Annotated in this window: 14 protein-coding genes, 8 pseudogenes and 1 CRISPR repeat array (1 of these 23 running past the window's edge); of the genes and pseudogenes, 10 read left to right on the top strand and 12 right to left on the bottom strand. The window is 43.6% G+C overall.

Annotated elements, in window-relative coordinates; translation table 11 throughout:
* A CRISPR array of direct repeats spans positions 1–908; the repeat unit is 37 nt; unit sequence GCCGGAAAATACCTAAAACCCTATCAGGGATTGAAAC; it reaches 1,665 nt to the left of the window's first position.
* Between the two features lie 79 nt (positions 909–987).
* Together QUB77_RS15970 and QUB77_RS15965 are read right to left on the bottom strand one after the other, a co-directional pair.
* Positions 988–2,190, bottom strand: a complete 1,203-nt coding sequence (locus tag QUB77_RS15970) for a glycosyltransferase family 4 protein (protein WP_333174284.1) — start codon at positions 2,188–2,190, stop codon at positions 988–990.
* A gap of 263 nt (positions 2,191–2,453) precedes the next feature.
* Positions 2,454–4,775 (bottom strand): IMS domain-containing protein, encoded by a 2,322-nt coding sequence (locus QUB77_RS15965; protein ID WP_333174287.1) that lies wholly within the window; start codon positions 4,773–4,775, stop codon positions 2,454–2,456.
* A gap of 446 nt (positions 4,776–5,221) precedes the next feature.
* Here QUB77_RS15965 and pdhA point away from each other — a divergent pair, with 446 nt between their 5' ends.
* Complete coding sequence (gene pdhA, locus QUB77_RS15960) at positions 5,222–6,259, top strand: pyruvate dehydrogenase (acetyl-transferring) E1 component subunit alpha (RefSeq protein ID WP_333174290.1); 1,038 nt, start codon at positions 5,222–5,224, stop codon at positions 6,257–6,259.
* A 510-nt stretch (positions 6,260–6,769) separates the two neighbouring features.
* Entirely contained in the window at positions 6,770–6,958 is a 189-nt protein-coding gene (locus QUB77_RS15955) for a hypothetical protein (protein WP_333174292.1), read from the top strand.
* Positions 6,959–7,636: 678 nt separating this feature from the next.
* Here QUB77_RS15955 and QUB77_RS31760 read toward each other — a convergent pair.
* Positions 7,637–7,873 (bottom strand): HNH endonuclease, encoded by a 237-nt coding sequence (locus QUB77_RS31760; RefSeq protein WP_445251753.1) that lies wholly within the window; start codon positions 7,871–7,873, stop codon positions 7,637–7,639.
* Between the two features lie 108 nt (positions 7,874–7,981).
* Entirely contained in the window at positions 7,982–8,422 is a 441-nt protein-coding gene (locus tag QUB77_RS15950; RefSeq protein ID WP_333174318.1) for an MrcB family domain-containing protein, read from the bottom strand.
* Positions 8,423–8,513: 91 nt separating this feature from the next.
* Here QUB77_RS15950 and QUB77_RS31755 point away from each other — a divergent pair.
* Positions 8,514–9,840 (top strand): annotated as a pseudogene (locus QUB77_RS31755) (ISAs1 family transposase).
* A gap of 299 nt (positions 9,841–10,139) precedes the next feature.
* A pseudogene (locus QUB77_RS15940) lies at positions 10,140–10,457 on the top strand (ISL3 family transposase); the annotation flags it as partial.
* A gap of 161 nt (positions 10,458–10,618) precedes the next feature.
* Here QUB77_RS15940 and QUB77_RS15935 read toward each other — a convergent pair.
* The 6 genes from QUB77_RS15935 to rpmI all read right to left on the bottom strand — a co-directional run bounded on the left by QUB77_RS15935 (position 10,619) and on the right by rpmI (position 15,403).
* Positions 10,619–12,814: a diguanylate cyclase domain-containing protein gene (locus tag QUB77_RS15935; protein ID WP_333174300.1), complete on the bottom strand. Its 2,196-nt coding sequence runs from the start codon at positions 12,812–12,814 to the stop codon at positions 10,619–10,621.
* Positions 12,811–13,416, bottom strand: a complete 606-nt coding sequence (locus QUB77_RS15930) for a chemotaxis protein CheC (RefSeq protein ID WP_333067864.1) — start codon at positions 13,414–13,416, stop codon at positions 12,811–12,813. The genes QUB77_RS15935 and QUB77_RS15930 overlap by 4 nt, the downstream gene beginning before the upstream one ends.
* Positions 13,413–13,790, bottom strand: a complete 378-nt coding sequence (locus QUB77_RS15925; RefSeq protein ID WP_333039645.1) for a response regulator — start codon at positions 13,788–13,790, stop codon at positions 13,413–13,415. The genes QUB77_RS15930 and QUB77_RS15925 overlap by 4 nt, the downstream gene beginning before the upstream one ends.
* A 236-nt stretch (positions 13,791–14,026) precedes the next feature.
* A complete protein-coding gene (locus tag QUB77_RS15920) occupies positions 14,027–14,557 on the bottom strand; it encodes a tetratricopeptide repeat protein (RefSeq protein ID WP_333174303.1) in 531 nt (176 codons plus the stop codon).
* 272 nt (positions 14,558–14,829) lie between these two features.
* Entirely contained in the window at positions 14,830–15,186 is a 357-nt protein-coding gene (gene rplT / locus QUB77_RS15915) for a 50S ribosomal protein L20 (protein ID WP_190658174.1), read from the bottom strand.
* Between the two features lie 19 nt (positions 15,187–15,205).
* The gene (rpmI, locus tag QUB77_RS15910) at positions 15,206–15,403 is read right to left on the bottom strand and encodes a 50S ribosomal protein L35 (protein WP_006634164.1); all 198 of its coding nucleotides are present in this window, start codon (positions 15,401–15,403) and stop codon (positions 15,206–15,208) included.
* A gap of 311 nt (positions 15,404–15,714) precedes the next feature.
* On the opposite strand from rpmI, the gene QUB77_RS15905 reads away from it, so the two are divergent.
* The gene (locus QUB77_RS15905) at positions 15,715–15,918 is read left to right on the top strand and encodes an MrcB family domain-containing protein (protein WP_333174308.1); all 204 of its coding nucleotides are present in this window, start codon (positions 15,715–15,717) and stop codon (positions 15,916–15,918) included.
* 86 nt (positions 15,919–16,004) lie between these two features.
* Positions 16,005–17,206: pseudogene (locus QUB77_RS15900) on the top strand (ISAs1 family transposase).
* A gap of 157 nt (positions 17,207–17,363) precedes the next feature.
* On the opposite strand, the pseudogene QUB77_RS15895 reads toward QUB77_RS15900, so the two are convergent.
* Positions 17,364–18,886: pseudogene (locus tag QUB77_RS15895) on the bottom strand (IS5 family transposase).
* Between the two features lie 269 nt (positions 18,887–19,155).
* Here QUB77_RS15895 and QUB77_RS15890 point away from each other — a divergent pair.
* Positions 19,156–20,558: pseudogene (locus tag QUB77_RS15890) on the top strand (IS5 family transposase).
* 196 nt (positions 20,559–20,754) lie between these two features.
* Here the strand turns inward: QUB77_RS15890 and QUB77_RS15885 are convergent.
* Positions 20,755–21,521 (bottom strand): annotated as a pseudogene (locus QUB77_RS15885) (IS66 family transposase); the annotation flags it as partial.
* 61 nt (positions 21,522–21,582) lie between these two features.
* Between QUB77_RS15885 and QUB77_RS15880 the strand changes: the two are divergent.
* The 3 genes and pseudogenes from QUB77_RS15880 to QUB77_RS15870 form a co-directional block, all read left to right on the top strand.
* A pseudogene (locus QUB77_RS15880) lies at positions 21,583–22,686 on the top strand (IS630 family transposase).
* Between the two features lie 298 nt (positions 22,687–22,984).
* Positions 22,985–24,048 (top strand): ISKra4 family transposase gene (locus tag QUB77_RS15875; protein WP_333174311.1). Its coding sequence is split into 2 segments (ribosomal slippage): positions 22,985–23,138 and positions 23,138–24,048, totalling 1,065 coding nucleotides; the frame shifts between segments, so codons are not numbered across the junction.
* 184 nt (positions 24,049–24,232) lie between these two features.
* A pseudogene (locus QUB77_RS15870) lies at positions 24,233–24,425 on the top strand (IS4 family transposase); the annotation flags it as partial.

Here is a 24,425-nt window from a genome sequence, read left to right as displayed (position 1 = left end):
CCGGAAAATACCTAAAACCCTATCAGGGATTGAAACTCTGCCAATTCAATTTTAGGAGAATTCCCAGAGGGCCGGAAAATACCTAAAACCCTATCAGGGATTGAAACTGAAGCAAAAACAATTTACCGTCAGTCTTCGGATCAAGCCGGAAAATACCTAAAACCCTATCAGGGATTGAAACGATTTAGAAGCTGTTCAGCCAGGAGGATTAACTAGCCGGAAAATACCTAAAACCCTATCAGGGATTGAAACGTGATTAACGAGCCGCTTACACTTTTTCAGCAGCGCCGGAAAATACCTAAAACCCTATCAGGGATTGAAACAACCAACAAATCGGGAATTCCTAACAGGTTTGAAGAGCCGGAAAATACCTAAAACCCTATCAGGGATTGAAACTCCTTCACTTTAGGCGTTACACCTAAAGAAAGAAAAGGCCGGAAAATACCTAAAACCCTATCAGGGATTGAAACGCCCAAATATCAGCAACAAATCCAACTTACCACCCTGCCGGAAAATACCTAAAACCCTATCAGGGATTGAAACCCAATCCAGGCTAATAGACGGAGTACAACATGAATAGCCGGAAAATACCTAAAACCCTATCAGGGATTGAAACAGAGGTTGATCAGGTTGATCAGGTTGATCAGATCCTGCCGGAAAATACCTAAAACCCTATCAGGGATTGAAACTCTACTATACTAACTGCCCTTATTTTGCGATTTAACGCCGGAAAATACCTAAAACCCTATCAGGGATTGAAACGACGTAGACGTTGAACGAATCGATACTTGCGAAGTCGAGCCGGAAAATACCTAAAACCCTATCAGGGATTGAAACAAAAAACTATGCTCAGATAGCTTTAAGGGAGGAAGCCGGAAAATACCTAAAACCCTATCAGGGATTGAAACAAGACAGCGGCCCAACCACCAGGACCCGGATTACGCCGGAAAATACCTATTTCCCCATCTAGGGCTTGAAACGCCCAAACTACAAAATTATTGGCTCAAAAATAGACTTCTCCTCTCTCTTTTTATCTCCTCCCATAACCTCAAGCAATCGATCGACTACACACCTCCAAGTAAAATTTTGGGCCACAAAAGCCGGGCCCGCAACCCTCGCTTTCGCAGCGATTCCAGGCTGTTCGATCGCCCCTTGCATCAAATCAGTCAAATGTTCCCACTCAGGAGCTAAGATAAATAAGGTTTCCCCGTCACTCGCCACAGCCGTAAATTTACTATCAATCTGCCGTGCAAAGTCCGAGCGCGTAAAATCATCCGTAGGGCCGCCCTCCGTGCAAATAACCGGCAAACCGCAAGCTGCAGCTTCCAACACCGGCAGATTAAAACCTTCTGCCAAATAGGGAGAAACATAAACATCTGCTGCTTGGTAAAACTTAGCTATTTGAGCAAAAGATAGCTGGCTACCAGTATAAATTAATCTTGGTAAAACCCTCGCTCTTTCCGCATCGTTGAGCACAACTCGGCTGGCTTCAGCAATCTCGTCTCTCGACGGATAAAGCAGTTCAGATCCTTTTAAAACTAATCTCGCATCTGGATATTTGTCAACTACCGCAGCGAAGGCTTTTAATAAAGGGCGAATACCTTTGCGATCGGTTTGTCCTCCGATGTTTAAAAATATAAAATAGTTTGACCAGCCGAAGCTTTGGCGCAGTGATTGACGCCGATCGCCCGCAGCAGGATAATAAATCTTAGGATCGACTCCCAAAGGTACGACAGCAATGCGATCGGCGTCAACTCCGCTGCGAATTAAGCCGGCTTTTGACCAAGCTGAAGGTGTAATAATTTTCGTTTCTGAATTAACCGGGGTTTGTGCGATGGACTTAACACCCATCGCCTGTAATACTGAACTGGTAACAATCCCCCATTCTGTGGCTGCAAATACCCAAGTTTGAGCGCTGCAGGATGCCGAGAAGTCCCACGGGCAGTACATTCGCAGGGTAACATCGGCTGACTGATTTACCGCAGCGTTCTTAATGCTGCGAAGTAAGGTTTCATTTGGGCGATCGAACAAACTAATTTTCGTCTCCCAAGCTGCGTCAATGTAGGGCATATCGCGGTGGAAAAGCTCAATTTGGCTTCGCGGGCGAGCGAGCATTTCCAGCAGTTGAAATTGATTGGCTACGCAATAGGAATGATAAATAAAACGCCAGCCTTCAACAATAATCTGCAATTCACAACTCCCGCTTTTGGAATTAAAAATTAACCTAATAATCAGAAATTAGTAATTAGTAATTAGCCAGCAGAAATTACCAATTACCAATTACTAATTACCAATTACCAGAAAGAATTGGTTTAAAGCCAGAACCCTGATCGGGAGAAATTAAAAGAAGACTGTTCATTACTCCAATCCTCTTCCTTCCAGGCAGATGTCGGTATCCCAGGTCAACTGTCAACTGTCAACTGTCAACTGTCAACTGTCAACTGAACAATTCCTTACTTAATCACTTGCCAATCCATAATCCGCCACTGTCCCTCTTGACGGATCAAGTCGTAGCGCACCCGCAGGTTTTCATTGCGGGAAGAAACGAGCTGAGATCGATCGAACACTTCGGCTTTTTCCGCGACTTGGGCTTCTACTTGAGCGCGATCGGGATTAGTCGGATTCGTCTTAACTCCATCAACTTGCAGCTTGTGTACATAACGCTGGTGCGCGTTGTTTCGCTGTTGAGCTTCTGCCATCAATTGCCAGCGAGACAAAGCCGGTTCTGTCAAAACTTGCTTTAATTCTTCGACAGCGTGATTGGGGCCCAAAGCCGCTGCTTTCGCCGACAGCCAGCTTTGAACTATTTGTTCCGCTGATTCCTCAGTGATTGCTCCCGACACTGCCCCTGCGGCGCTCGGCTCTGGGGCCGCGGCCACGGCGGGGATTTCTAGGGGCGGTTCTTCCAGGCGGACGAGGGCTTGCTCTCCTTGGAGGGGACCCGATAGGGCTTGCATGGCGCTAGCCAACAGACTGAGTATTAACCACAGGAATAACAGGCTCAGGACACCTGCGACTATAAACAAAGCCAGCCTGTTTGGAGGCATGGACTTGACTTGGGCGGTAATTTCTGCTGCCTTGGTGCGCGCTCGATCGGCCAAATCGCCCTTGAGCCCCTTGCCACTTGCTCCGCTGCGCCCTGAATGTTGGCGTCTGCGTTGTTTGGAAGTCGATTCTGCCGGGTGTGGCACTGTCGCTATCGGGAGAGAGACGGCGGCAGCAGCGGCGCTCGGCGCGGTCACTGTTGCCTGGGATTTCGCGCCCGATCCTGCGGTGGAAGCCTCGCCCGGTACGGGGGTCAAGGTGACGGTACTGGCTCCCTGCTTGGCTGTGGGTGGCTGTGCGGGTATGGCAGCGGGCGATCGGCCTGCGGTCGGTTGCAGTCGCCCTGGGGGCTTGCCGGATCGGGGCTGCACGACGACCCATTCGTTGGCGGTTTCGGCATCTTGCGGCAAAGCTTCTAGGTAAGCTTGTACTTTCGGGTCAGCAAAGTAATCTTTCAAGGACACTGACTCGTTGGCCAAGTCGCGGAAGTGGGGAAACACTTCTTCTTGTAGCCAGTGTTCGGCGTACAAGCACAGTCCGGGCAACAAGTCGGGTGAATCTTGGGAATGTTCGCGAATGAATGCCAGGGGTTCTTTTTCCGAACTGAGTTCGAGGGAGCGGCTGGCTTCTTCTGTCTGGCCCAGCAGCAGGGAACAGACGGCTTTTTCCAGGTGAACGTCTTGGCGGCGACCGAGCTGCATCAGCATCAGCTTGGCCCGACGGATCATCGATGGCTGTCTGGCTGCAAATCCTTGGGCTAACAGGGTGTAGACCGAGAGGTAAGTGGCGACTGCGGAGGGGCGGCCGGCTTCGGCTTCAAAGAGCGCCTGCTGCTCGCTGCTGGTTAGGTGTTTACGCATTTGCTGCACGAACCGGAGGAAGTCTTCTATTCCTAAACCCGATCGATCGTCTCCCGATCCGTCGATGCCGCCTCGTTCTTGAAGCATTTCTCGCAGGATTTGCAGTCCCCGACGACGCTCGGCGACTTTTTCTTCGGGGAGGGATAGTAGCTCTAAAATGTTGTACGGACGGAGTTTGTATATGTCGGCTTGCATTTCACCCCTCACGCTTGCAAATAGGCTTTCGCGCAGCAGCAGTTCTTGACCTGCTTCTAATGATTTTGCGGCATTTTCGTACTGACCTTGCTGCCACTGTTCGCGGCCGAGTTCTAGACAGGCAAGGCTGACAGTTAAAACTATATCTGGCCGCACGAGCTGAGGGTCGCCGAAACGACCTTCTGCGATCGCGATGCTGCCATTGTTAAGATACGGGCGACCCAGCTTCTGTACGAGTTCGTATTCCCCCAGTTCTTGCAGTACGAGCAGGGCTCCTACGAATTGGTTGTCATCGATTTCAATACTTGGAGTGTGGGGGTCGGGAGCAGCATCTAAAGTCTTGGACTCTGGCGGAGCGGTTTCTCCTGCCTCTTGCAGGAAGGTTGCCGTGCCTGCTGAGGTTTTTGACCTCTGGTGCTTGGCTTCGAGTGCGGCTTCCGACTCTCGATCGTAAGTTTTGGCTAAAAAACTGGCATCGTAAGCTTTGCGCCCCTCTGAGTCTGACAGAACGGCGCAGGCTTCATCGAGCAGTTGTTTGCGGGCGACGATCGCAACTTCAGAATACTCCCTGCGCGGAAGCTGTAAAGTTCGATCGCGGTGAGCCTGCTGCAACTGTTCGGCAGTAGCTTGAATCGGTAGACCCAAAATCCGGTAGTAATCTAGTGGAATTAACACTCGTCCACTTCCCCAAAGCGCTAGCAACTGAATTAGCCTATCTTAAGTGAGATACTCCCGCAAACCCAATCAAAAATTCTGGTGTTGGCTTCCAACCGCTCAATTCACGGTATCTTGGACTTGCCGTAGAGATACTCTGACTTTTTTCCCTCTACAGCGTTTTACAGTGAGGAAAATGCCACGGCCCACTGCCCGTCAGCTAAAGGAGCGGTTTGACTTGCAGAGCATTATTCGGGTTTGAGAGTAATGGAATTATATCATTTGTTGGCATCGGTTTTAGATGGGAGTTGGTTCTCCAAGTCCCGGCAAGCCGCTCCGCCTGCCAAACTCATAACAATTGGTGAACTGCTGTACAAAAAAGGTGCGATCGTTTTCTGCTGCGGTTGTGTCCCATCTCGGTTTAAATTTAGATGTCTAGGAAGCCGATCGTCGGGTATTAATTATTTATGGTTCAGGAACGGACTTTACCAGTTTTTGACGCGCAAAGCGTAAACATTTCTCGGGATGAGGGCTTGATGCTCTACGAGGATATGGTCTTGGGGCGCTATTTTGAGGACAAGTGTGCTGAGATGTACTACCGGGGCAAAATGTTTGGTTTTGTCCACTTGTACAACGGTCAGGAAGCTGTCTCTACTGGCGTGATTCGATCGATGCGCCGGGATGACACTGATTACGTCAGCAGCACCTACCGCGATCACGTTCACGCTTTGAGCGCGGGCGTCCCGGCGCGGGAGGTAATGGCGGAGTTGTTCGGGAAGGAAACCGGTTGCTCGAAGGGCCGCGGCGGTTCGATGCACATGTTTTCGGCCGAACACCGACTGTTGGGAGGTTATGCTTTTGTGGCTGAGGGGATTCCTGTAGCTACGGGGGCGGCTTTTCAATCGAAGTACCGCCGCGAAGCTTTGGGGGATGAGAGTTCTGATGGTGTAACTGCTTGTTTTTTTGGCGACGGTGCTGCAAATAACGGGCAGTTTTTTGAGTGTTTGAATATGGCGGCTTTGTGGAAATTGCCGATTATTTATGTTGTGGAAAACAACAAATGGGCGATCGGGATGGCCCACGAACGAGCTACTTCTGACCCGCTGATTTACAAGAAAGCTCATGCTTTTGGCATGGCTGGCGTCGAGGTTGACGGGATGGATGTTTTGGCTGTGCGGGAAGTCGCGAAGGAAGCTGTGGCGCGGGCGCGTGCCGGCGAGGGGCCGACTTTGATCGAGGCTTTGACTTATCGCTTTCGCGGCCATTCTTTGGCCGATCCTGATGAGTTGCGTTCTAAGGAAGAGAAGGAATATTGGTTCCCTCGCGATCCGATTAAGAAGTTGGCTGCTGATTTGATCGATCGAACTTTGGCAACTGCTGAAGAATTGAAAGAGATCGATAATAAAATTCAAGCAGTAATTGATGATGCAGTCGATTTTGCTGAGAAAAGCGCTGAGCCCGATCCTAGCGAATTGTATCGGTTTATCTATGCAGAAGATGAGTAAGCTTTTGTGCATTTAACTTGTATGTTTAGGGCGACCAGGATGTCCAACCCCTACTCCCCACAAGAGTGATATATCCCCGTAGGGACACGGCGAAAGCCTTTGTCCCTACTGCACTTCCTAAACCTGGAATACGCTGTAAGACTTACCTACAAACTCTACTTGTAGGGTTTGCACTGCGAACCTTACTACCATAAATTGTGGCTCTAATCAAAGGTATACTTTATAGACGAACAGAGGCGATATGATAAGTCGCGCTCTAAGTCGCGCTCTAACTCAAGCCAGCAAAAATATGGGTGCAGTTCGAGTCAAAGTCTAGCTCACGAATGCCATTAATGAAGATTTAGTCAAGAGAGGATTGCTCAATCCAAATCTGTTGAGCGTGTACGAAGCAGTAGCACTCATAGATACTGGTGCAGTACGCACAGCTATTCTTGTAGAAGTCTGCGAACACCTGCGTTTAAGAATTAGAGTCAGGAAATAACAAAATATGCCGATGGCAGACAAGAAACAGTGGGATTAACAGCGCCTGTTATCATTGAAATAGAAGGGCGGGAGACAATTGAGGCGACAATGGTTTTAGGCGATATGGTACTCCTCGGTCAAACTGTGTTAGAAACTTTAGATTTGCTAGGAGATTGCAAAAATCAGCGTCTAATTCCCAATCCCGAAAATCCCGAAAGACCTGTATTGAGATTTTAATACTAAATCCAGCTTAAATACCTTCTTTATTTGTGATGATAGAGTGCCGATATCGGCATGATGCCAGCATTTTTAATCAGCACGTATTCCCAGGTTTACGAAGGCTTTTAGTCGTAGAGCCGTTCTTCAAACTCATCTTTACAGCGCCAAGCATCAAAACAGGTAAAAGGTTCCCAAAACCAACGCATGACTTACAATAAAATTAGGCGTTGCTTAATCAGGGTATGAAAAAAATAAGTGGAAAATTCCCAAGCTTTGTGGATACTGGTTTCTATGACTGGCATATTTAGCCTTTCATACCGTAAATCAGCAACGCCAAAATTTGATGTAGCTCAGCTTAAAAAATCGCCAACAATTATCTAATAATTGTACATAAATTTTCCACTTACGCCGCACAAAATTTTGGATAATGTAAGTTATGTATCCCTGTTTCATAATTTTTATTTTTTATAAAAATTTATAAATATCACTAGAATCATAGGCGCCCAGAAGCAATTACGCCCGCCTTCTTTTGCAAGATGTCTAATGTATACGCCAACAGTATCTCCCGGATTTGAAATAAAAACATTTTTTCGGTACTCTATATAGGATTTAGCTGCTATAATTTGCATGGGTTTATTTTACTATAACTATTGCAAGCGCTTGTTATACCCCGAAATCAACATTCAAATACTCATACTATATCTGCAAGTTTTGCCTAAACTCCTCTAGGGTTGGCGTTGGTTTAATGGGATGAATCATACTATGGCAATTTGAGCATAGCACAGTAAAATCATTAAGCGGATCTAGTTGAATCTTTGCCCCGCTCAAGTGGGAAATGGGAACATTATGATGAGCTTCTATGTATCCTCTGCCTATTTCTCCGTATCGAGACTCAAAATCAAAACCGCACGCTTTGCACTTATATCCTTGCAACTCCTTAACTTTTCTAGATAACGTTTGATTTCGTTCTGTGACTCGATGAAGTCTATACGTTTTCCGATCTTCAAACCATTCTCTTCCTGCTTCATAGTTCTTAGCTTCCTACTTCAAAAAAACATCGTTGAAAAAATTAGAATCAGCCTCCTCCTTCAAAGAAACCTCCTCAAACACGGAAAAGTAAATTTCAACCACTTTCCTAACATCGTCTACCAACTCCTTGTCATCAGGAAGTGATTCCCTTGAATAAAACTTCGATGCTATGTTTCCTGCTTCATAAGCAAGTCCAAGCCTTCTAGAAGTAGTTTCCTTGGGGATTGAATCAAGCTGAAGATCGAGAGGTTCTGAAAATTCTCTGAGCTTGTTAGAACCAAGCTTATCTTTAAATAGTTGTGCTTGATCCCTTACCATATCCCTCGACTTCCCAAGTCCGAAATTATTTCTTTTATCTGCTATTCCTTGATTGAGAGAAAGATAAACGCCAGAGAAGTCGGCGCGAAATAAATAAACACAGTAAAACCCCGACTGGACACTCTCAGTTACCAGGGTAAACGCATCTTAACTTTCACCCAAAATATGCTACAGTTAAATTTAACTAAATTTCAATGTAGCTTGTTGTAGTTTATGGGTGCTATCAATGGCAAGAGGTTTTAGTAAAACTGTAACTTGCCAACAAAAACAAACAGATTCATTGCCTTCAATGAATATTTTGAATGCCAGTTTTTTAGAACATTTTGCCAATTTGAACGACCCAAGGATAGAAAGAAGTAAAGAACACTTACTCAAAGATATTATAGCGATTTTGATTCTAGCTATCATCAGGGGTGCCGACGGATGGGTGGCAATAGAAGCCTATGGCAGGGCCAAATATCAATGGTTAAAAAGCTTTCTAGAATTACCGAATGGTATACCATCTCATGACACATTTAGTCTCCTTCTTCGCCCGAATTGAACCGCAGCAGTTTCAAGAATGTTTTTTGAGTTGGGTAAATGCGATAGTCGCGGAATTAAAACTAAACGTGATTGCCATTGATGGCAAAACAATGAAACAGTCTTATGACCGAAATAACCAGCAAAAAGCGCTACATATAGTTACTGCCTGGTCTTCATCTCATCAATTGGTTTTAGGAAAAAAAAAGTCCCTAAAAAATCTAACGAGCTGACAGCCATTCCGGCATTAATAGAAATGTTAGAAATTGCCGGAAGTGTAATAACCATCGATGCTATGGGATGTCAAAAAGACATAACAGCTCTAGCTCTGATTGTCAAGAAAAAAGGAGGGCTCTCCTGAGTTTGTGGTGATAAACAAACTGCATATCCTTACTCCAAGGGCATCACCGAATCGCGAACAGTTGTGTCTGATACCGTATCTACCATAAACCCAGGAGAGCCAAAAGGAGATTATATTGTAGCTTTAAAAGGAAATCAACCTCTCCTGTATAAAGCCGTAAAAGAATGGTTTGAATTAGCCCAAAAATCCGATGTTCTAGGTAGAGTATAACTATCATGAACAAGTAGAAGCTGGACATCATCGAGGGGAAAAAAGACAGGTATGGACTGTTGATGTATCTGAGTTACCACCTCTCCATAATCAAGCATTCTGGACTGGATTAAAAACAGTGGTCATGATAATTAGTGAACGACTGCTGTGGAATAAAACCACGATAGAAGCTCGTTTTTACGCTTAGTAGTTTAAGCAGTAATGCGGAAAAAATTGCTGGAGCGATTCGCAGTCATTGGGGCATTGAAAATAACTGACATTGGACATTAGATGTTACATTTTCGCTCAGACAAGAGTCGCATTCGCAAAGCTCATTCTCCCGAAAATTTTGCTCTCCTACGTCGGGAGTGCTATAAATTTACTAAAACCAGAAAAAACTTCTAAACAAAGTCTAAAAATGAAACGGTATCGAGCGGCAATGGACAATAATTATTTAGTTCAAATTTTAAACTCTGCCAGTTAACGAGCGAAATCTAACACCTATCTAAGAAGGAAAATTATCCGGCTTTAAGAAGTTCAGAAACTCTTAAGGTTGTGATTTAATCTGCTCAGGTCGGGTTAAAATTCTTAATTTTAAGAAGGTTTTTTTAGTTATTTAGTAATGCACAAATTCACGTTTTTGTCAAATTAATTTAGATGCGTTTATCCTGCTAAAATGGTTGACACCATAATTGCTGTAGCTCTTGATTTAATGAATCCGAAACATCTCAAAAACTGGTTTACTAATTGCTGCTACTGTACCTCATAACACCCGGAAGTGGTGTATCTCCTACTCTCAAGCTCATGCCTGAATTAAAAGAAAAGCTCAGAAAGATTTTTGAACAGACTAATAATTGGTTGGTTGGTTTATTTAAACTGGGAAGATGGCTATCAGGAGCCAAAAAAATTTTTCCCGATAGTCATAACACTATTATTCGTTGGCTAGATGAGATTATTGCTTACTTTGATTATAAGACTACGAGTGTTGTTGTTGAAGGCATCAACAATAAGCTCAACTTGATTAAACGTTCTGCTTACGGGTTGAGAAACTTTGAAAACTTCCGAGTTAGATGTTTGCTTACTTGGCAGTTTAATTGTTAGTTTAGCATACTAGATACTGAAGAACCTTAAATTTTCATTCCTTACTTCTTTAATTCGCAGAGTGACATAAGAGGGATATCAGGGTTTGGATCACGCGCTGATAGGGGCATTTTTTTTGCGGAGTGGTATAACTACTCGGAATCCACAAATATGGCAATTAGTCAAGCGCTGGTGGGAGACGGTAAATTAGTGTTGGGTAGAGAAAAATCTACAGGAAGTATCGAAGTGCCTGTGCAATTCGGCTTGCCAGCAGCAGGATCGGGCTGGTAAAGTTGGATACGAGCACGCCCAAGTCGTTTAGCTTGATAAAGTGCTTGGTCGGCTGTGGCAATTAGAATTTCGGATCCCGATTCAGAGGCAGGAACAATACTCGCGACGCCCAGGCTGAGAGTGACGTACGGGCTCACCTGAGAACCAGCGTGAGGAAGCTGCAAAGCTGCGATTTTGAGCTGTATGTGTTCGGCTACCAGCACCGCGCCTTGAATCGCGGTATTTGGCAAAATAACGGCAAATTCTTCGCCTCCGTAGCGAGCTACTAAATCGGCGGGGCGATTGACTGCATTGCCTATCGCCGCAGCGACTTGTCGCAAACATTCGTCTCCCCCCGGATGCCCGTAAGTATCGTTGTAACTTTTAAAAGAATCAATATCGCAAAGAATTAGGGACAGAGGAGTTTGTTCCCGCGCTTGTCTGCGCCACTCCATTTCTAAATACTGATCGAAGCGGCGGCGGTTTGCTAGTTGGGTGAGTTCGTCTAAACTAGCCAAGCGCTCTAACTTGAGGTTGGCGGCTTGCAACTGCTGGTATAGTTCTGCTTGCTTAATGGCGATCGCCAACTGGGTGGCAAGAGAAGACAGCAACTCTACTTCCAACTGCATCCACTGCCGGGGACTGCACTGGTGGGCCATCAGCAACCCCCACAAATCGTCTCCTTGCACTAAAGGCACTACCAAATAAGCTCTCACCGCGAATTGTGCGAGCAAGTCAATTTGATATTGTGGCAAATCCGCAGCCAAAACATCGCCGATCGGTCGGATCGATCGATGTTGGTACGCTTCGAGATAGAACTGGTCAAAACAGAAATTTTCCAGGGTTTCTCCCAACATTGGCTGGCAGTTGGGAGCTACAGATTCCACTGTCACCGCCCCCGTCGCCGGGCCAGCGCAGAGACTGCCGGTACAGGGGTTAAAGCGCACGATCATAACTCGATCGGCCTGAAGGAACTGACGCACTTCTGTCACTGTCGTGCGGAGTACTTCGCCCAAATCCAGAGACTGGCGGATGTGCTGAGTAATCGTCGCCATCAGCAGTTCTCGTTCGTTCTGCTGCCGCAGCGCCTCTTCTGCCCGCTTGTACTCAGTGATATCTTGAGCGGTGCCGAAAATTTGTTTGGGGCAGCCGTCGGCGGTGCGGGCGAAAACTTGGTCGCGGCAGCGAAACCAGCGCCATTCGCCCGATCGATGTTTGAGGCGATACTCCAACTCCAAAATATGCCCGTCTTGGGTCGAGGGAAATTTTTGCTGGTGGGCTTTGAGCCTCGGCAAATCTTCTGGGTACACCAAACTGGAATACAAAGCAATTTGCATCTGTAAAATTTCTTGGGGAGTGTAGCCCAGCAATTTAGAAGCTTGACCGTTGACGTAGACGTTGCGCTGTTCGGTCAAATCGTATATGTACAGCAAATAAGGGGCAGCGTCAGCAATCTGCTGGATGAAATGCTGACTCGAGCGCAATTCTTCCTCCACCCGCTGACGCACTTGCACTTCTTCCAAAGCTTGATCCCGCATTGTGCGGTAAGCTTGGATGCGGTGGGTGAGGTCAGTCACGTCTTGAATCACCAACAGCGCGTAGAACGATGGGGCATTGACCCCCGGCCATATTGATGACGAAGCTGAGGGTGGGGATTCGCTAGACAAAAAAGCACTTCTTGATGATCCGACTCCGACAGTACCCTCTGATTCCAACTCAAGAGTATGGAGAACCCAGTCTCTAATCTCCTGTTCTTCTATGCCCGCCTCTTGGGCCGGCACAGCAGTCACAGTAGTTTGCTGAATTCGCTGCTGGCCGTCTTGCCAAGTTGCCGGAATCAGGTGTTTGTGAATTTGAGAAGAAAAAATTGTTGGCGGGCCTCCTGCAAAGATTTGCTTGAAGCGAGTGGCGTACTTTAACTGACTCAGGTGAGGAAAATGGGTTGTGATCTTTGTTCCCAATATTTGGCTGCGGGGAATTTTAGTCCACTCTTCCAGACAAGTGTTCCAAAACAGCACCACAAAATCGTCTTGCAGCAAGCAGGCGCCGACTGGTACGCTGTCGAGAACCCCAAACTTTTCCTTAATACTTTTGCTCTCCTCAATCATAGACCCCCGGCAAGTTGATTGATAGCAGTCAACAAGGTGTCAAAGGAATTAACATTGAAAATAAGAATGATATCTCCTTCAATGTGAAGCCTTTCAATCATGAAACTGGTCTGGGCTAATAAAACAACTGTATCAGTAGCTAAACCGCCAGAGATCAGCAAACTAGCAATCGTCCCTTCACTATAAGTGGGAATTGAGTAGTTCAGGCGCTGCTGAAGCACGTTGCTGATTGCACCCATAACCCCATTAATTACAATATTTCCCACTTCACTCAGCGTACCAATTTTGACTGAATCGAGATCGTGAGTTCCTTCTTCCCCTGTGAGCATCGTCACCAGCAAAGCAGCGCTGTTGGTGGGAAAGACTAGCTGGGCAATGCCTCCAAAGGAGCCTGTGAATTTGAGCTGGACAGCGGCGATTTGCTCGCCGTTGAGGTGCTGCTCTAACTCTTCTTCCACGTCGGTGGGAGTCAGAATTTGAAGGTACGGGATTTGCAAACGAATCGGGGAGTCGATCATGTCGTTCAAAACCCCTGCGGCTTGACCGATCCCGATATTGACGAGTTCCTGCAAAGCATCGAGCTGTCGAGTGCTTAATTTCATTGGGTGCTCTCCTCGCTGACACTGAGAGCTTTTTTGATCCATCCGATCAGTTCATCTGAGTTGGGCATTTTGTGAATGACTGCCAGGGCTCCGAGTTCCATGCACTCCGAGCGGGTGCTTGCTTGGATGTCTGCGGTAATTACGATCACTGGAATTTTATATCCTCGATCGCGCATAGCTTGCAGGACTTCCCGACCTTCCATTTCTGGCATCAGCAGATCTAAGAGCATACAGTTTGGGGTTTTAGTGCCGAGCTGTTCTAGAGCTTCTGGGCCGCTCGATGCTTCCCAAGTCTCGTATCCTTCTGCTCGGAGAATTTTGCAGATTACCCTGCGAGTCAACCACGAATCTTCGACAACGAGAATTGATGTCACTACGTTCTCCTCCTTCTATTGTTAGGACTGACCGGTATTGCAGGTACTGCTTTTATCTTGACATTAATTTAAAGTGCTGGGAGGGTGTGCGATCGAGCTTGACTCGGAATTCCTGTTCTTAAAAACTAACGCATTAATGTGTTGGATAGTTTAGTATCTGGGACTATGTGAAGAAAAAACCCGGTTTCTGAATGAAACCAGGTTTGCGGGATCTGTATTGCTCCTAACATGGGCGCTCAATTATAGATTACCAAACGCTTCCGAAGGGACTCTACTCGCTGTTTGGCCGTGGTATTGTCTGGATCGCAGGCGAGAGCTTGTTCGTACATTTCCAAGGCTTGAGCTGTTAATTTCTTGCGCTCGTAGGCGTGACCCAGGTTATTGAGAGATGTAACGTATTCGGGCTGCAACTTCAGGGCTTCTTTGTAGTGGCGGATTGCGATGTCGTACTGTTCTTGGCCAAAGTGTGCAAAACCGAGGGCGTTGTAAATAACAGCTTGATTTTCTTCGCCTTCTAAGTCTTTGGCTTTCAGGGCTTTTTGAAACAGTACGATCGCCTGAGAGTACAGTTTCTTATCTACATAGATACTTCCTAATTCGTAGTATTCCTGTGCTGTTCCTTTTTCTACTGTCAGCTTATTTTCTAAGCGTTCCAGAGACATTTCCAGCTTGCGAGTTTTAAGAATCTGGCGCACCACAAACCAGGATGTGCTGCCGAGTATAGCGAGCAGGACTGACAGGTAAACAATGAGCAAATTACTATCCATGTTTTTCTTAAAATTAGGTATGTCTGTGGAAGGTTTTATTTATTTTAAGGCGATAGCAATCTCTGACATTTGCCTCTGCAACTGTATAAAAAACCAGGAAATAGCGACCGACAGGCCCGATCGCGATTTCTGAAAAAGCAAGAGTCCAGAAGTAAGAACAAAGAAGGAAAGTTGCCCTCAACCTCCTAAATTCATCAGGAGTTTTCCTTCTCTGGCAGACAGTTAAATCTTTCTTACTTCTGCTTTCTGCCTTTTGAAAATCAAGCGAACTTTCAGCCTCCAGCTCGATTAGCCATTTCCACGACTTTACCGAATGTTGCGGGGTCAATGATCGCCATTTGTGCCAGCATTTTGCGGTTAATTTCGATGTTGGCTTTTTTCATGTTGCCGATCAGTCTGCTGTAGCTCGTTCCGTGCTGGCGCGATGCAGCATTTATCCGAGCAATCCACAGGCGGCGGAAATCGCGCTTGCGTTTTTTGCGATCGCGATAACCGTTACGCAGGGCCTGCATCACCCGTTGGTTAGCTGTGCGGAACTGTTTCGACTGTGCGCCTCGGAAACCCTTGGCTAATTTGAGAATTTTTTTGCGGCGCGCTCTGGCGACATTACCGCGTTTTACCCGTGTCATCTTTAATTTCCGTTAAACTTTACAAGTATGGAAGCATTAACCGCACGTTAGCATCGTTGGTCTCGTCGATGACGACCAGCTTAGATAGACGGCTTTTGCGAGCTGAACTTTTGTGCTGTAGCAAGTGGCTTTTGTAAGCTTTACGGCGCACAATTTTACCGCTGCCGGTCGCTCTAAAGCGCTTTGCGGCTGCTTTGCGAGTTTTGAGTTTTGGCATGAACTGGTGTTATTTGGACACAAGCTTATACCCTATCACGTTTGTGCCACTTTCTGCAAGGGAGATTTGCGGCTTGGGGGCAGCGCTGTATTTGGGGCAATATACAGGATGGGCGATCGGGTAATCTTACGGTTGTTTGCAGTTAACATCTGGTATAGAATGTTATAGGGCAGTTGCAGTATAATTAAGGGTTATGCTCTAGGTTATCGCCAGGGTTAATATTTGAAAGCTGCTAGTAAGGGACGATAATTAAATTGAAGATGCAACATTAATTTTTGGTTATGACGCTTAGAGAGTCCCTTGAAAAAATCATGTTTGAATATCCAGTGGTCAGTAATGACAACTTCAAGGGACATTCGTTTGCTAGTTATGTCAGAAATGTAGTGCCAAAATCAATAAGTGCTTCATTGGAAGTACCAGAAATCTATAGCGTAAAAGCTTCAGCAGGTAATGGTTCTTGGGCTAAAGTTCCTTGGATAGCAATATTTAACAAGCTTGTAAATGAGACAGGGTAAACGCATCTTAACTTTCACCCAAAATATGCTACAGTTAAATTTAACTAAATTTCAATGTAGCTTGTTGTAGTTTATGGGTGCTATCAATGGCAAGAGGTTTTAGTAAAACTGTAACTTGCCAACAAAAACAAACAGATTCATTGCCTTCAATGAATATTTTGAATGCCAGTTTTTTAGAACATTTTGCCAATTTGAACGACCCAAGGATAGAAAGAAGTAAAGAACACTTACTCAAAGATATTATAGCGATTGCGATTCTAGCTATCATCAGCGGTGCCGACGGATGGGTGGCAATAGAAGCCTATGGCAGGGCCAAATATCAATGGTTAAAAAGCTTTCTAGAATTACCGAATGGTATACCATCTCATGACACATTTAGTCTCCTTCTTCGCCCGAATTGAACCGCAGCAGTTTCAAGAATGTTTTTTGAGTTGGGTAAATGCGATAGTCGCGGAATTAAAACTAAACGTGATTGCCATTGATGGCAAAACAATGAAACAGTCTTATGACCGAAATAACCAGCAAAAAGCGCTACATATAGTTACTGCCTGGTCTTCATCTCATCAATTGGTTTTAGGAAAAAAAAGTCCCTAAAAAATCTAACGAGCTGACAGCCATTCCGGCATTAATAGAAATGTTAGAAATTGCCGGAAGTGTAATAACCATCGATGCTATGGGATGTCAAAAAGACATAACAGCTCTGATTGTCAAGAAAAAAGGAGATTATATTGTAGCTTTAAAAGGAAATCAACCTCTCCTGTATAAAGCCGTAAAAGAATGGTTTGAATTAGCCCAAAAATCCGATGTTCTAGGTAGAGAGTATAACTATCATGAACAAGTAGAAGCTGGACATCAGCGAGGGGAAAAAAGACAGGGATGGACTGTTGATGTATCTGAGTTACCACCTCTCCATAATCAAGCATTCTGGACTGGATCAAAAACAGTGGTCATGATAATTAGTGAACGACTGCTGTGGAATAAAACCACGATAGAAGCTCGTTTTTACGCTTAGTAGTTTAAGCAGTAATGCGGAAAAAATTGCTGGAGCGATTCGCAGTCATTGGGGCATTGAAAATAGCTGACATTGGACATTAGATGTTACATTTTCGCTCAGACAAGAGTCGCATTCGCAAAGCTCATTCTCCCGAAAATTTTGCTCTCCTACGTCGGGAGTGCTATAAATTTACTAAAACCAGAAAAAACTTCTAAACAAAGTCTAAAAATGAAACGGTATCGACCGGCAATGGACAATAATTATTTAGTTCAAATTTTAAACTCTGCCAGTTAATGAGCGAAATCTAACACCTATCTAGGAAGGAAAATTATCCGGCTTTAAGAAGTTCAGAAACTCTTAAGGTTGTGATTTAATCTGCTCAGGTCGGGTTAAAATTCTTAATTTTAAGAAGGTTTTTTTAGTTAGGGTTTGCTGAATAAGTCAAGAAAACTCAAAAAAAGTTCGATCGCTCGTTCAAGCAAGTCGGATAGTTAAGTTTTTGTTTGAGTTGGCTCCCACACGCATAATTTTTGATAATCTTTGACCCAAAACCAGTTGTAAGTAATGAAAATTGACACAAAAAAAGCCACAATAATCTTTTTAATCCTGCGACAAGATTCATCACCAAAAAAGTAATTGCAATCGCTGTTTTTGAGGTATTGTCAAGTTTGGCCATCACTCGATCGAGGCTAAATCTTCTCTTGGCTTGTCCGAATTTTCCCTCTATTGCTTGGCGGACTCTTTCATCTTCTGTGGCTTGTTTCTTTTTCTCTTTACTTACATTCGTGGGGCGTCTACCCAAGGGCGGACCGCTGATTCTAATACCGATTTTTTTACACCATGCTCGATTGTCGAGAGTGCGGTAAATCTTGTCAACATGAACCGATTCTGGGTAATGTCCTGTGAATTCTTTAAAAGCTTCTACTTGGGCGATTAAGTCTCCTGACTCATTGAACTTGTCCCAGCTAATTCTATCTAAAAATACATACCCCTCCAAGCAGCTCGCTGACAGTTTAGCTCCAAATTCTGTATGTTTTCCTGCTTTACCCCTAACTATGGGACGAACATGGGGTTGGGTTAAACTGACAATTCTATCGTCAACTTTATTTGTCTTGTGTTCGTGCATCCATGCTTGTTGTCGGTAAACTTCATGACTTTCCTAGCAGCAGCTTGTATTGCCGTTTACTCAAGTTGTTTAAACTAGCTCCAAACTCGATTAATCTTTCAATATGAGAGAGATTTCTTTTGATGTATTGCAGTTCTTTTTTAATCGCTGTTCTTTTTTTGCTCTGCGACGGTCGGCGCTGCTTGGTAATAGCTAGGTAATCTTTACGTGCTTTATTGCGGTAGGTTCGGGGTTTTTTAGGGCAAAGGTCTTTAATCGATTTGTAGAGGATATCTACAATTTTTTCTGTTTGCATTCTGGCTCTATCGAGAATGCTTATATCTGTGGGATAGGTCAGATCTGCGTTGGCACAGGTCGCATCTAACAGTAATTTTCCTCTAAGTACGCTCTCACTCGGCTCTTCTGGTTTTTTTTTGTTTGATTCAGATTGAGGCGTGGTGGCTTCTCGAATCTTTTTTACCATTTTTTGATTCACTTTATTGACCATATTGACACTTATCCTTTGTCGAAAATGTACCAATAAAGAGGCATCAAATGGAATTTCATTACTGTAAGATGAGAGACCGATAAAGTATTGCAGGTATGGGTTTTCCCGTATTTGTTCGACGGTTTCGCGATCGCTAGTTCCTAATTTCTCTTTGATGATTAATGCCCCCAATGCCATCCTAAATGATTTGGCAGGCGGTCCCATAGATGAGGCAAAATTTTGAGCGTATTCTGCTTCAAATTCCGACCACGGTATTAGTTGGGCCATTTTTACCCAACGGTTATCTGCTGACAATTTCCCTCCGAAAGAGAGTTCAAAGTCCTGACGGGGGAGTTGGAGCAAGCTCAACTTTTCGGTACACGATCGCAGGTCCTGGTGCAAGGGTTTGATGCTATTTTACTCTCAATCCTTGCACAAAACTACCAAGGGCCTAGGCTCAAAATTCTTCCCCACACTTTTTATAGCCTGTAAAGTAGAGCGATCGCAGACTTATTCAGCAAGCCCTAGTTAGGGTTTGCTGAATAAGCCTAAAACCCTTACATCAAAAGACTTGGGCTCGTTTTAGCGCTGAAAATGTGCAAAGATAGTAGCTAAAATGAGTCAAAAGTCCAGCACACCATCACTTTCGTAATGTACCGAAAAGTTGACCCAACCCCAAAAGAGCCATCCAACTTTGACCTCCCCTTCGAGGGGCAATTGTCAGAGAATAATCGTTGGGTAATCATGGCGAAACTAATTGCGTGGTCAGAATTTGAAGTCGAATATGCCCAAAATTTTACAGTCTCTACTGGAGCTCCAGCCAAATCATTTAGGATGGCATTGGGGGCATTAATAATTAAAGAAAGGTTAGGAACCAGCGACAAAGAAACAGTATAAAAAATAAGGAAAAACCCATACCTACAATACTTTCTAGGTATGACAGCCTATAGTGATGCTTCACCATTCAACTCATCCATGTTCGTTCATTTTAGGCAGAGAATAGGTGTCAATCTAGTCAATAAAATCCACGAAAAAATGGTCAAAGAGCAGACCGAAGTGCCTGGGGTAGGAGTTGAAAAAAACTCATCAGAAATAAGTGAACCCAAAAATCAAGGAAAATTAATATTAGATGCAACCTGTGCGCCAGCCGACATTAAATATCCGACCGACTTAGGACTATTAAATCAAGCGAGAGAACATACATAAAAAATTATAGACGCTCTACATACTCGAATTCAGTTACCAGTAAAAAAAAACCAAGAACATATCGAAACACAGCCAGAAAAGAATACTTAACAATAGCCAAAAACCGGAAGCCATTACGAAAAGCACGAAGAAAGTCGATTAAAAAACAACTTCAATATATCAAAAAAAATTGGCTCATATCGATGAAATGGGTCAGCTACAGTTGCTGAGCAAATATCATTATAAAATGCTGTTAGTGGCTACAGAGGTCTACCGTCAACAGTTATGGATGTATGAACATAAAGAACAGAGTATTCAGGACAGATGGGGTAAGTTTAACACAACCACACATCCGCCCAATTGTCAGAGGAAAAGCCGGGAAATCCGTTGAAGTTGGGGCAAAAGTGTCAGCTAGTTGTCGTAATGGCTACGTGTTTTTATACCGAATTAGTTGGGATAATTTTAACGAGTCTGTAGACTTAAAAACACAAGTAGAAGAATTTAAACGATTCACAGGAGTTTACCCAGAATCAATTCATGTAGATCGGATTTATCGAACGAGAGACAATAGAGCTTGGTGCAAAGAAAGAGGGATTAGGATGAGTGGCCCACCTCTAGGAAGACCCCCGACAAATATCAGCAAGTCAACGAAGAAACAGGCTCAGTCAGACGAGAGAATTCGCAACTCGATTGAGGGAAAATTTGGAGAAGCTAAAAGAAGATTCAGCCTTGGTAGAGTGATGGCTAAACTTTCTAATACTTCTCAAACAACCATCGCCATAACTTTTCTGGTGATGAATCTTTCTGCCCTCCTGCGGCAGGCTTTTTGGCTTTTTTGTGTCTATTTCAGAACAAACAGCTTTTTTTAGGTTTTCTGCCTTTACTGATTAGCAAAAATCGTATTTACCCAAGAAAGCTTGACTAAAACTTATCTCATAAAGGTGATCGCGAATTCACTCATCTTTCTAAATGCTGTTTTCTGACTTTTTCAGCAAGCCCTAGTTATTTAGTAATGCACAAATTCACATTTTTGTCAAATTAATTTAGATGCGTTTACCCTGCTATATAGCTTGCACCCAGAATTAATTCTAACTCGGAGCGAGAACGAGTACCCGCCGCATGAAATAATGCGAAATCTGTGTTGGCAAAAATCCATAACCATTCTTTAATCCCCTTGACCATCCAAGGCGTTTCATCCGCATGGATATTGGGCTGGGTTTGTTTGACCCACTCTTTGAGCAGGTCAATACTTTGAGCCACTGCACCATCTATTCGTTCATTGGTGGCTACTAAAGTTCTCACTCCATTGTCTATTTTTCCTAATTCCCACAACAGTTCTTGTTGTTTTTCGTAGGATAATTGTCCGTAATTATTTATCCATCCCAAAAAAGCTTGCAGTCTGATTCCGATATCTTGTCCCGGTACTATTTCTGGCGACCAGTCTGCTGGAAAGTGTTTCCCCACATTCGCTACAAATACAGGTATATCTTTGATATTCTACTCTTTCTATTGGACTCTCTACTAACCGCAGCTCCTTGCTGTGTATCTATTTTTATTGGTTCGCCCCTGAATTCCCCTTGACCACAACATCTGCACACTTGCGGTCGTAATATCTCAAATCTATCTACTCGACCAAACCCCTTCCTCGTTTTTCCCGGATGTCCTGGTTGTCCTCCTGGTTTACGTTTTGGTCTCTCCCTTTCCTCTGTTTGAGCTTCTAGTTTTTTCTCGCTTTTTTTGAGGATATCGGACGATGGTGGCTTTGATGATGTTGTGTTGTCTAAATCTCTGCTGATTTTAAGTTTCTCTATTTCCTGTTCTAGCTCTATTAAGCTGTTGTGCATTTAAAGCGCATATTGTATAATACAATATAACCATATTTATGAAAAGTTAATGCATAGTAAAAACTTCCTGAGTGCCGAGACAAAACAAACTCTTCAACAAGTATTAAAGGAGCATGGACATCCAGACATTCGGCAAAGAGCCTTAATTTTTTTATTGCTAAATAGCGGAAATACACAGGCTCAAGCTGCTGAATTAATAGGATGCTCTCTGAGAAAAATTGCTTATTGGAGCCTTCATGGCGATCCTGATAATTTAGAGAGTTTTAAAAATAATAGGATGAAGGGTAATTACCGAAAAGCCACAGAAAAACACATTAACTTACTTTGAGAAAAAATTGAAGTTGAGCCTGAAAAATATGGCTATGAATTCGGGAGATGGACAACAGCTAGGCTTGCCATATATCTAGGAGAAAAGACAGGAATAGAGCTGAGTAGTACCCAAGTTAGGAGGATTTTAAAATCAAAAAAGTATGTTTACCTTTGGGCTAAATATAGCTTAGAGTCTAAGCAAGATACCGTAGAAAGGGGTTTATTTAAATATAAATTAGCTGAGTATATAAAAATAAAAAAAGAATCTCCAGACCTTTTGCAGGTATGATTTTGGGATGAGAGTGGATTTACTTTAAGAGTTATTAGAAGGAAGAACTGGTGTAAAAAGGGAACTCGAAGTAGCAAAAGAGGAGATCGACGAAAAGGTCGTATTAATGTTATGGGTGGAGTGAGATATTCAGACAAAAAAAGATGGGTAGATTTTATTCCGTCTGGTAATTATGCTAATTTTTATGCTGTGCTGAAAAATTTTTATGCAGACTTAAAAGCAGAGTGGATATTGCAAGGAAATTTAGCGGAAGACTTTAAAGATAAAGGCTGTAAGTTTGTGATAATTTTGGACAACGCTAGTTTTCATAAAAAAGCAGAGACTTTGCAGAAAATAGCGTCAGAGATGCCGAATCTAATCATAGAGTTTTTGCCCAAGTATAGCCCTGACTATAACTTGATTGAATTAGTATGGCATTCCGCCAAGGAATATGTTGCTAATAGATTATTTGAATCCATTGAAAAACTAAAAGCACTGTTACATAAACTGTTAAATGAAGGAGGACTAATTATGAACTGGAACCGAAAAATAAAAAATAAAGGTAACGCGAGTTAATGCAGTTTAGATGTTTGACAGCTTACTCTGGATTTTAACTGCTCTATAGCCCTCGCCTGCTCAACTATCATATCTACCAGTTTCTCTGTCGCCAACTGTTTTAAGATTTCACTGTTGAGTTTGGGTGGCAGGTTTTTTTTCATAATTGCTATATCCTACTTTCCAGTATCACACTTGTCAATACCCACCACCTGAATCCTTACGCTGTGGGGAGCATCCCGGTTTTGTAAATATATCCGAATAAGCGTAAAATAGTTAAAATCGATAAAAGCGTCAAAAAAAGTCGAAAAAAAGAGCCATGACCCCTGAAGAACTAGAACGGTTGCAATCCTGTACGGCAGAAATTGCTAAAATTTTGTATAACAATACACCCCCAAGTGAACTGACCAGTCTGGAAAATATTGAAAAGCATCTCAGGCAACAATGGCTGGAAAATGTGGGCCCACAAATCGGTTTTTTTTTATCAAACAAGCAACGGGAACAGAACAAGGACGACCCCGCACAGTAAAAAGCTGTATTGGTGAACTAATAATTACTGAAAAACAGGCCGAAAAATTAGATATCAAGAAATCTACTCGATTATCTCCATTATTAGAAAAATGCTGTCTCCGTCAAATAGCTAATCTTTCCTACTCCAAGGCTGCCCAAGAAATGGAAGTTCAGACAGGAGTAAAGATTGGACACACTTGTTTACATCGATTGGTAGAAAAACAAGAATGGTCAGAACCTCATGCCAAAATTGAAGTCAAAGAAACAAGCATAGATGGAGGGAAAGTCCGTCTGAGAGGGAAGTTGGGAGAAGGGTCTCATTGGCAAGATTATAAGGCCGTGCGGTTACATGAAAGTTATTATGGGGCTTTTTATCAAGATAATGAAGCGTTAATTAACTATATAAACCATCAGCATTTAGCCGAGATATTAACTTGTCTGGGTGATGGACATGAGGGAATATGGAACATTATTAGCCAGTTGAATCCTGGTAAAACCCGACGCGAAATTTTAGATTGGTATCATTTAATTGAAAATTTATATAAAGTGGGAGGGTCGTTGAAACGTCTAGCCAAAGCCAAGGAATTTTTATGGCAAGGCCGGGTCGAACCCACCCTAGATTTATTTAAGTATGGTCGCCAAAAAAAAGCCCAAAACTTTTACAAATATCTAGAAAAGCATCGCTCTAGAATTGTTAACTATGAGCAATTATCAGAAGACAAGATTTGTTCCATCGGCTCGGGAGCGGTGGAATCGACGGTCAAACAAATAGATAGAAGGTTGAAAATTTCTGGCGCTCAATGGTTGAAAAAAAATTTCAATCAAATGCTAAAACTTCGTTGTGCCTACCTCAACGACCTATACGCCATTTGAGGCTTTTGCAAAACCGGGATGCTCCCTACGCTGTGCTTATCTCAACGGTCAACTTTGAATTTGATGTATGTGCCCTGGGGGGGTGACAACCAGCCTGAAACCCAGAGGTGGTGAGGATTGAGCCCATGTGTGCTAAAAAAAAATAGGCAGCATAATTGTTACACGCTTGCCTATCCAAAAAATAATGATACCAACATTTTACCAGACTCATTTAAAAAAACAACTGACGAAAGCTCAGTTTCTTGTAATAACAACTTTGGTATCTGTGGTGCAATCAGAAAAACAAGTGAGATTAGAACTACTGGCACGGGTATTTCCTTATCCAATTACAACAGAAAGTCGGCGTAGAAAACTACAAAGATTTCTGGATTTACCAA

Origin of the sequence: Microcoleus sp. AT9b-C3 (genome assembly GCF_036705485.1) — a bacterium.
In the GTDB taxonomy this organism is placed as follows: domain Bacteria; phylum Cyanobacteriota; class Cyanobacteriia; order Cyanobacteriales; family Microcoleaceae; genus Microcoleus.
Note: the sequence above shows the minus strand (reverse complement) of the source record. Positions and strands in the feature narration are given on the sequence as shown.

What these genes read in the sequence shown, in the direction of transcription:
- pdhA (WP_333174290.1), top strand. Translation starts at nt 5,222, where the DNA reads ATGGTTCAGGAACGGACTTTACCAGTTTTTGACGCGCAAAGCGTAAAC.
- QUB77_RS15935 (WP_333174300.1), bottom strand. Translation starts at nt 12,814, where the DNA reads ATGATTGAGGAGAGCAAAAGTATTAAGGAAAAGTTTGGGGTTCTCGAC.
- QUB77_RS15930 (WP_333067864.1), bottom strand. Translation starts at nt 13,416, where the DNA reads ATGAAATTAAGCACTCGACAGCTCGATGCTTTGCAGGAACTCGTCAAT.
- QUB77_RS15920 (WP_333174303.1), bottom strand. Translation starts at nt 14,557, where the DNA reads ATGGATAGTAATTTGCTCATTGTTTACCTGTCAGTCCTGCTCGCTATA.
- rplT (WP_190658174.1), bottom strand. Translation starts at nt 15,186, where the DNA reads ATGACACGGGTAAAACGCGGTAATGTCGCCAGAGCGCGCCGCAAAAAA.
- rpmI (WP_006634164.1), bottom strand. Translation starts at nt 15,403, where the DNA reads ATGCCAAAACTCAAAACTCGCAAAGCAGCCGCAAAGCGCTTTAGAGCG.
- QUB77_RS15905 (WP_333174308.1), top strand. Translation starts at nt 15,715, where the DNA reads ATGTTTGAATATCCAGTGGTCAGTAATGACAACTTCAAGGGACATTCG.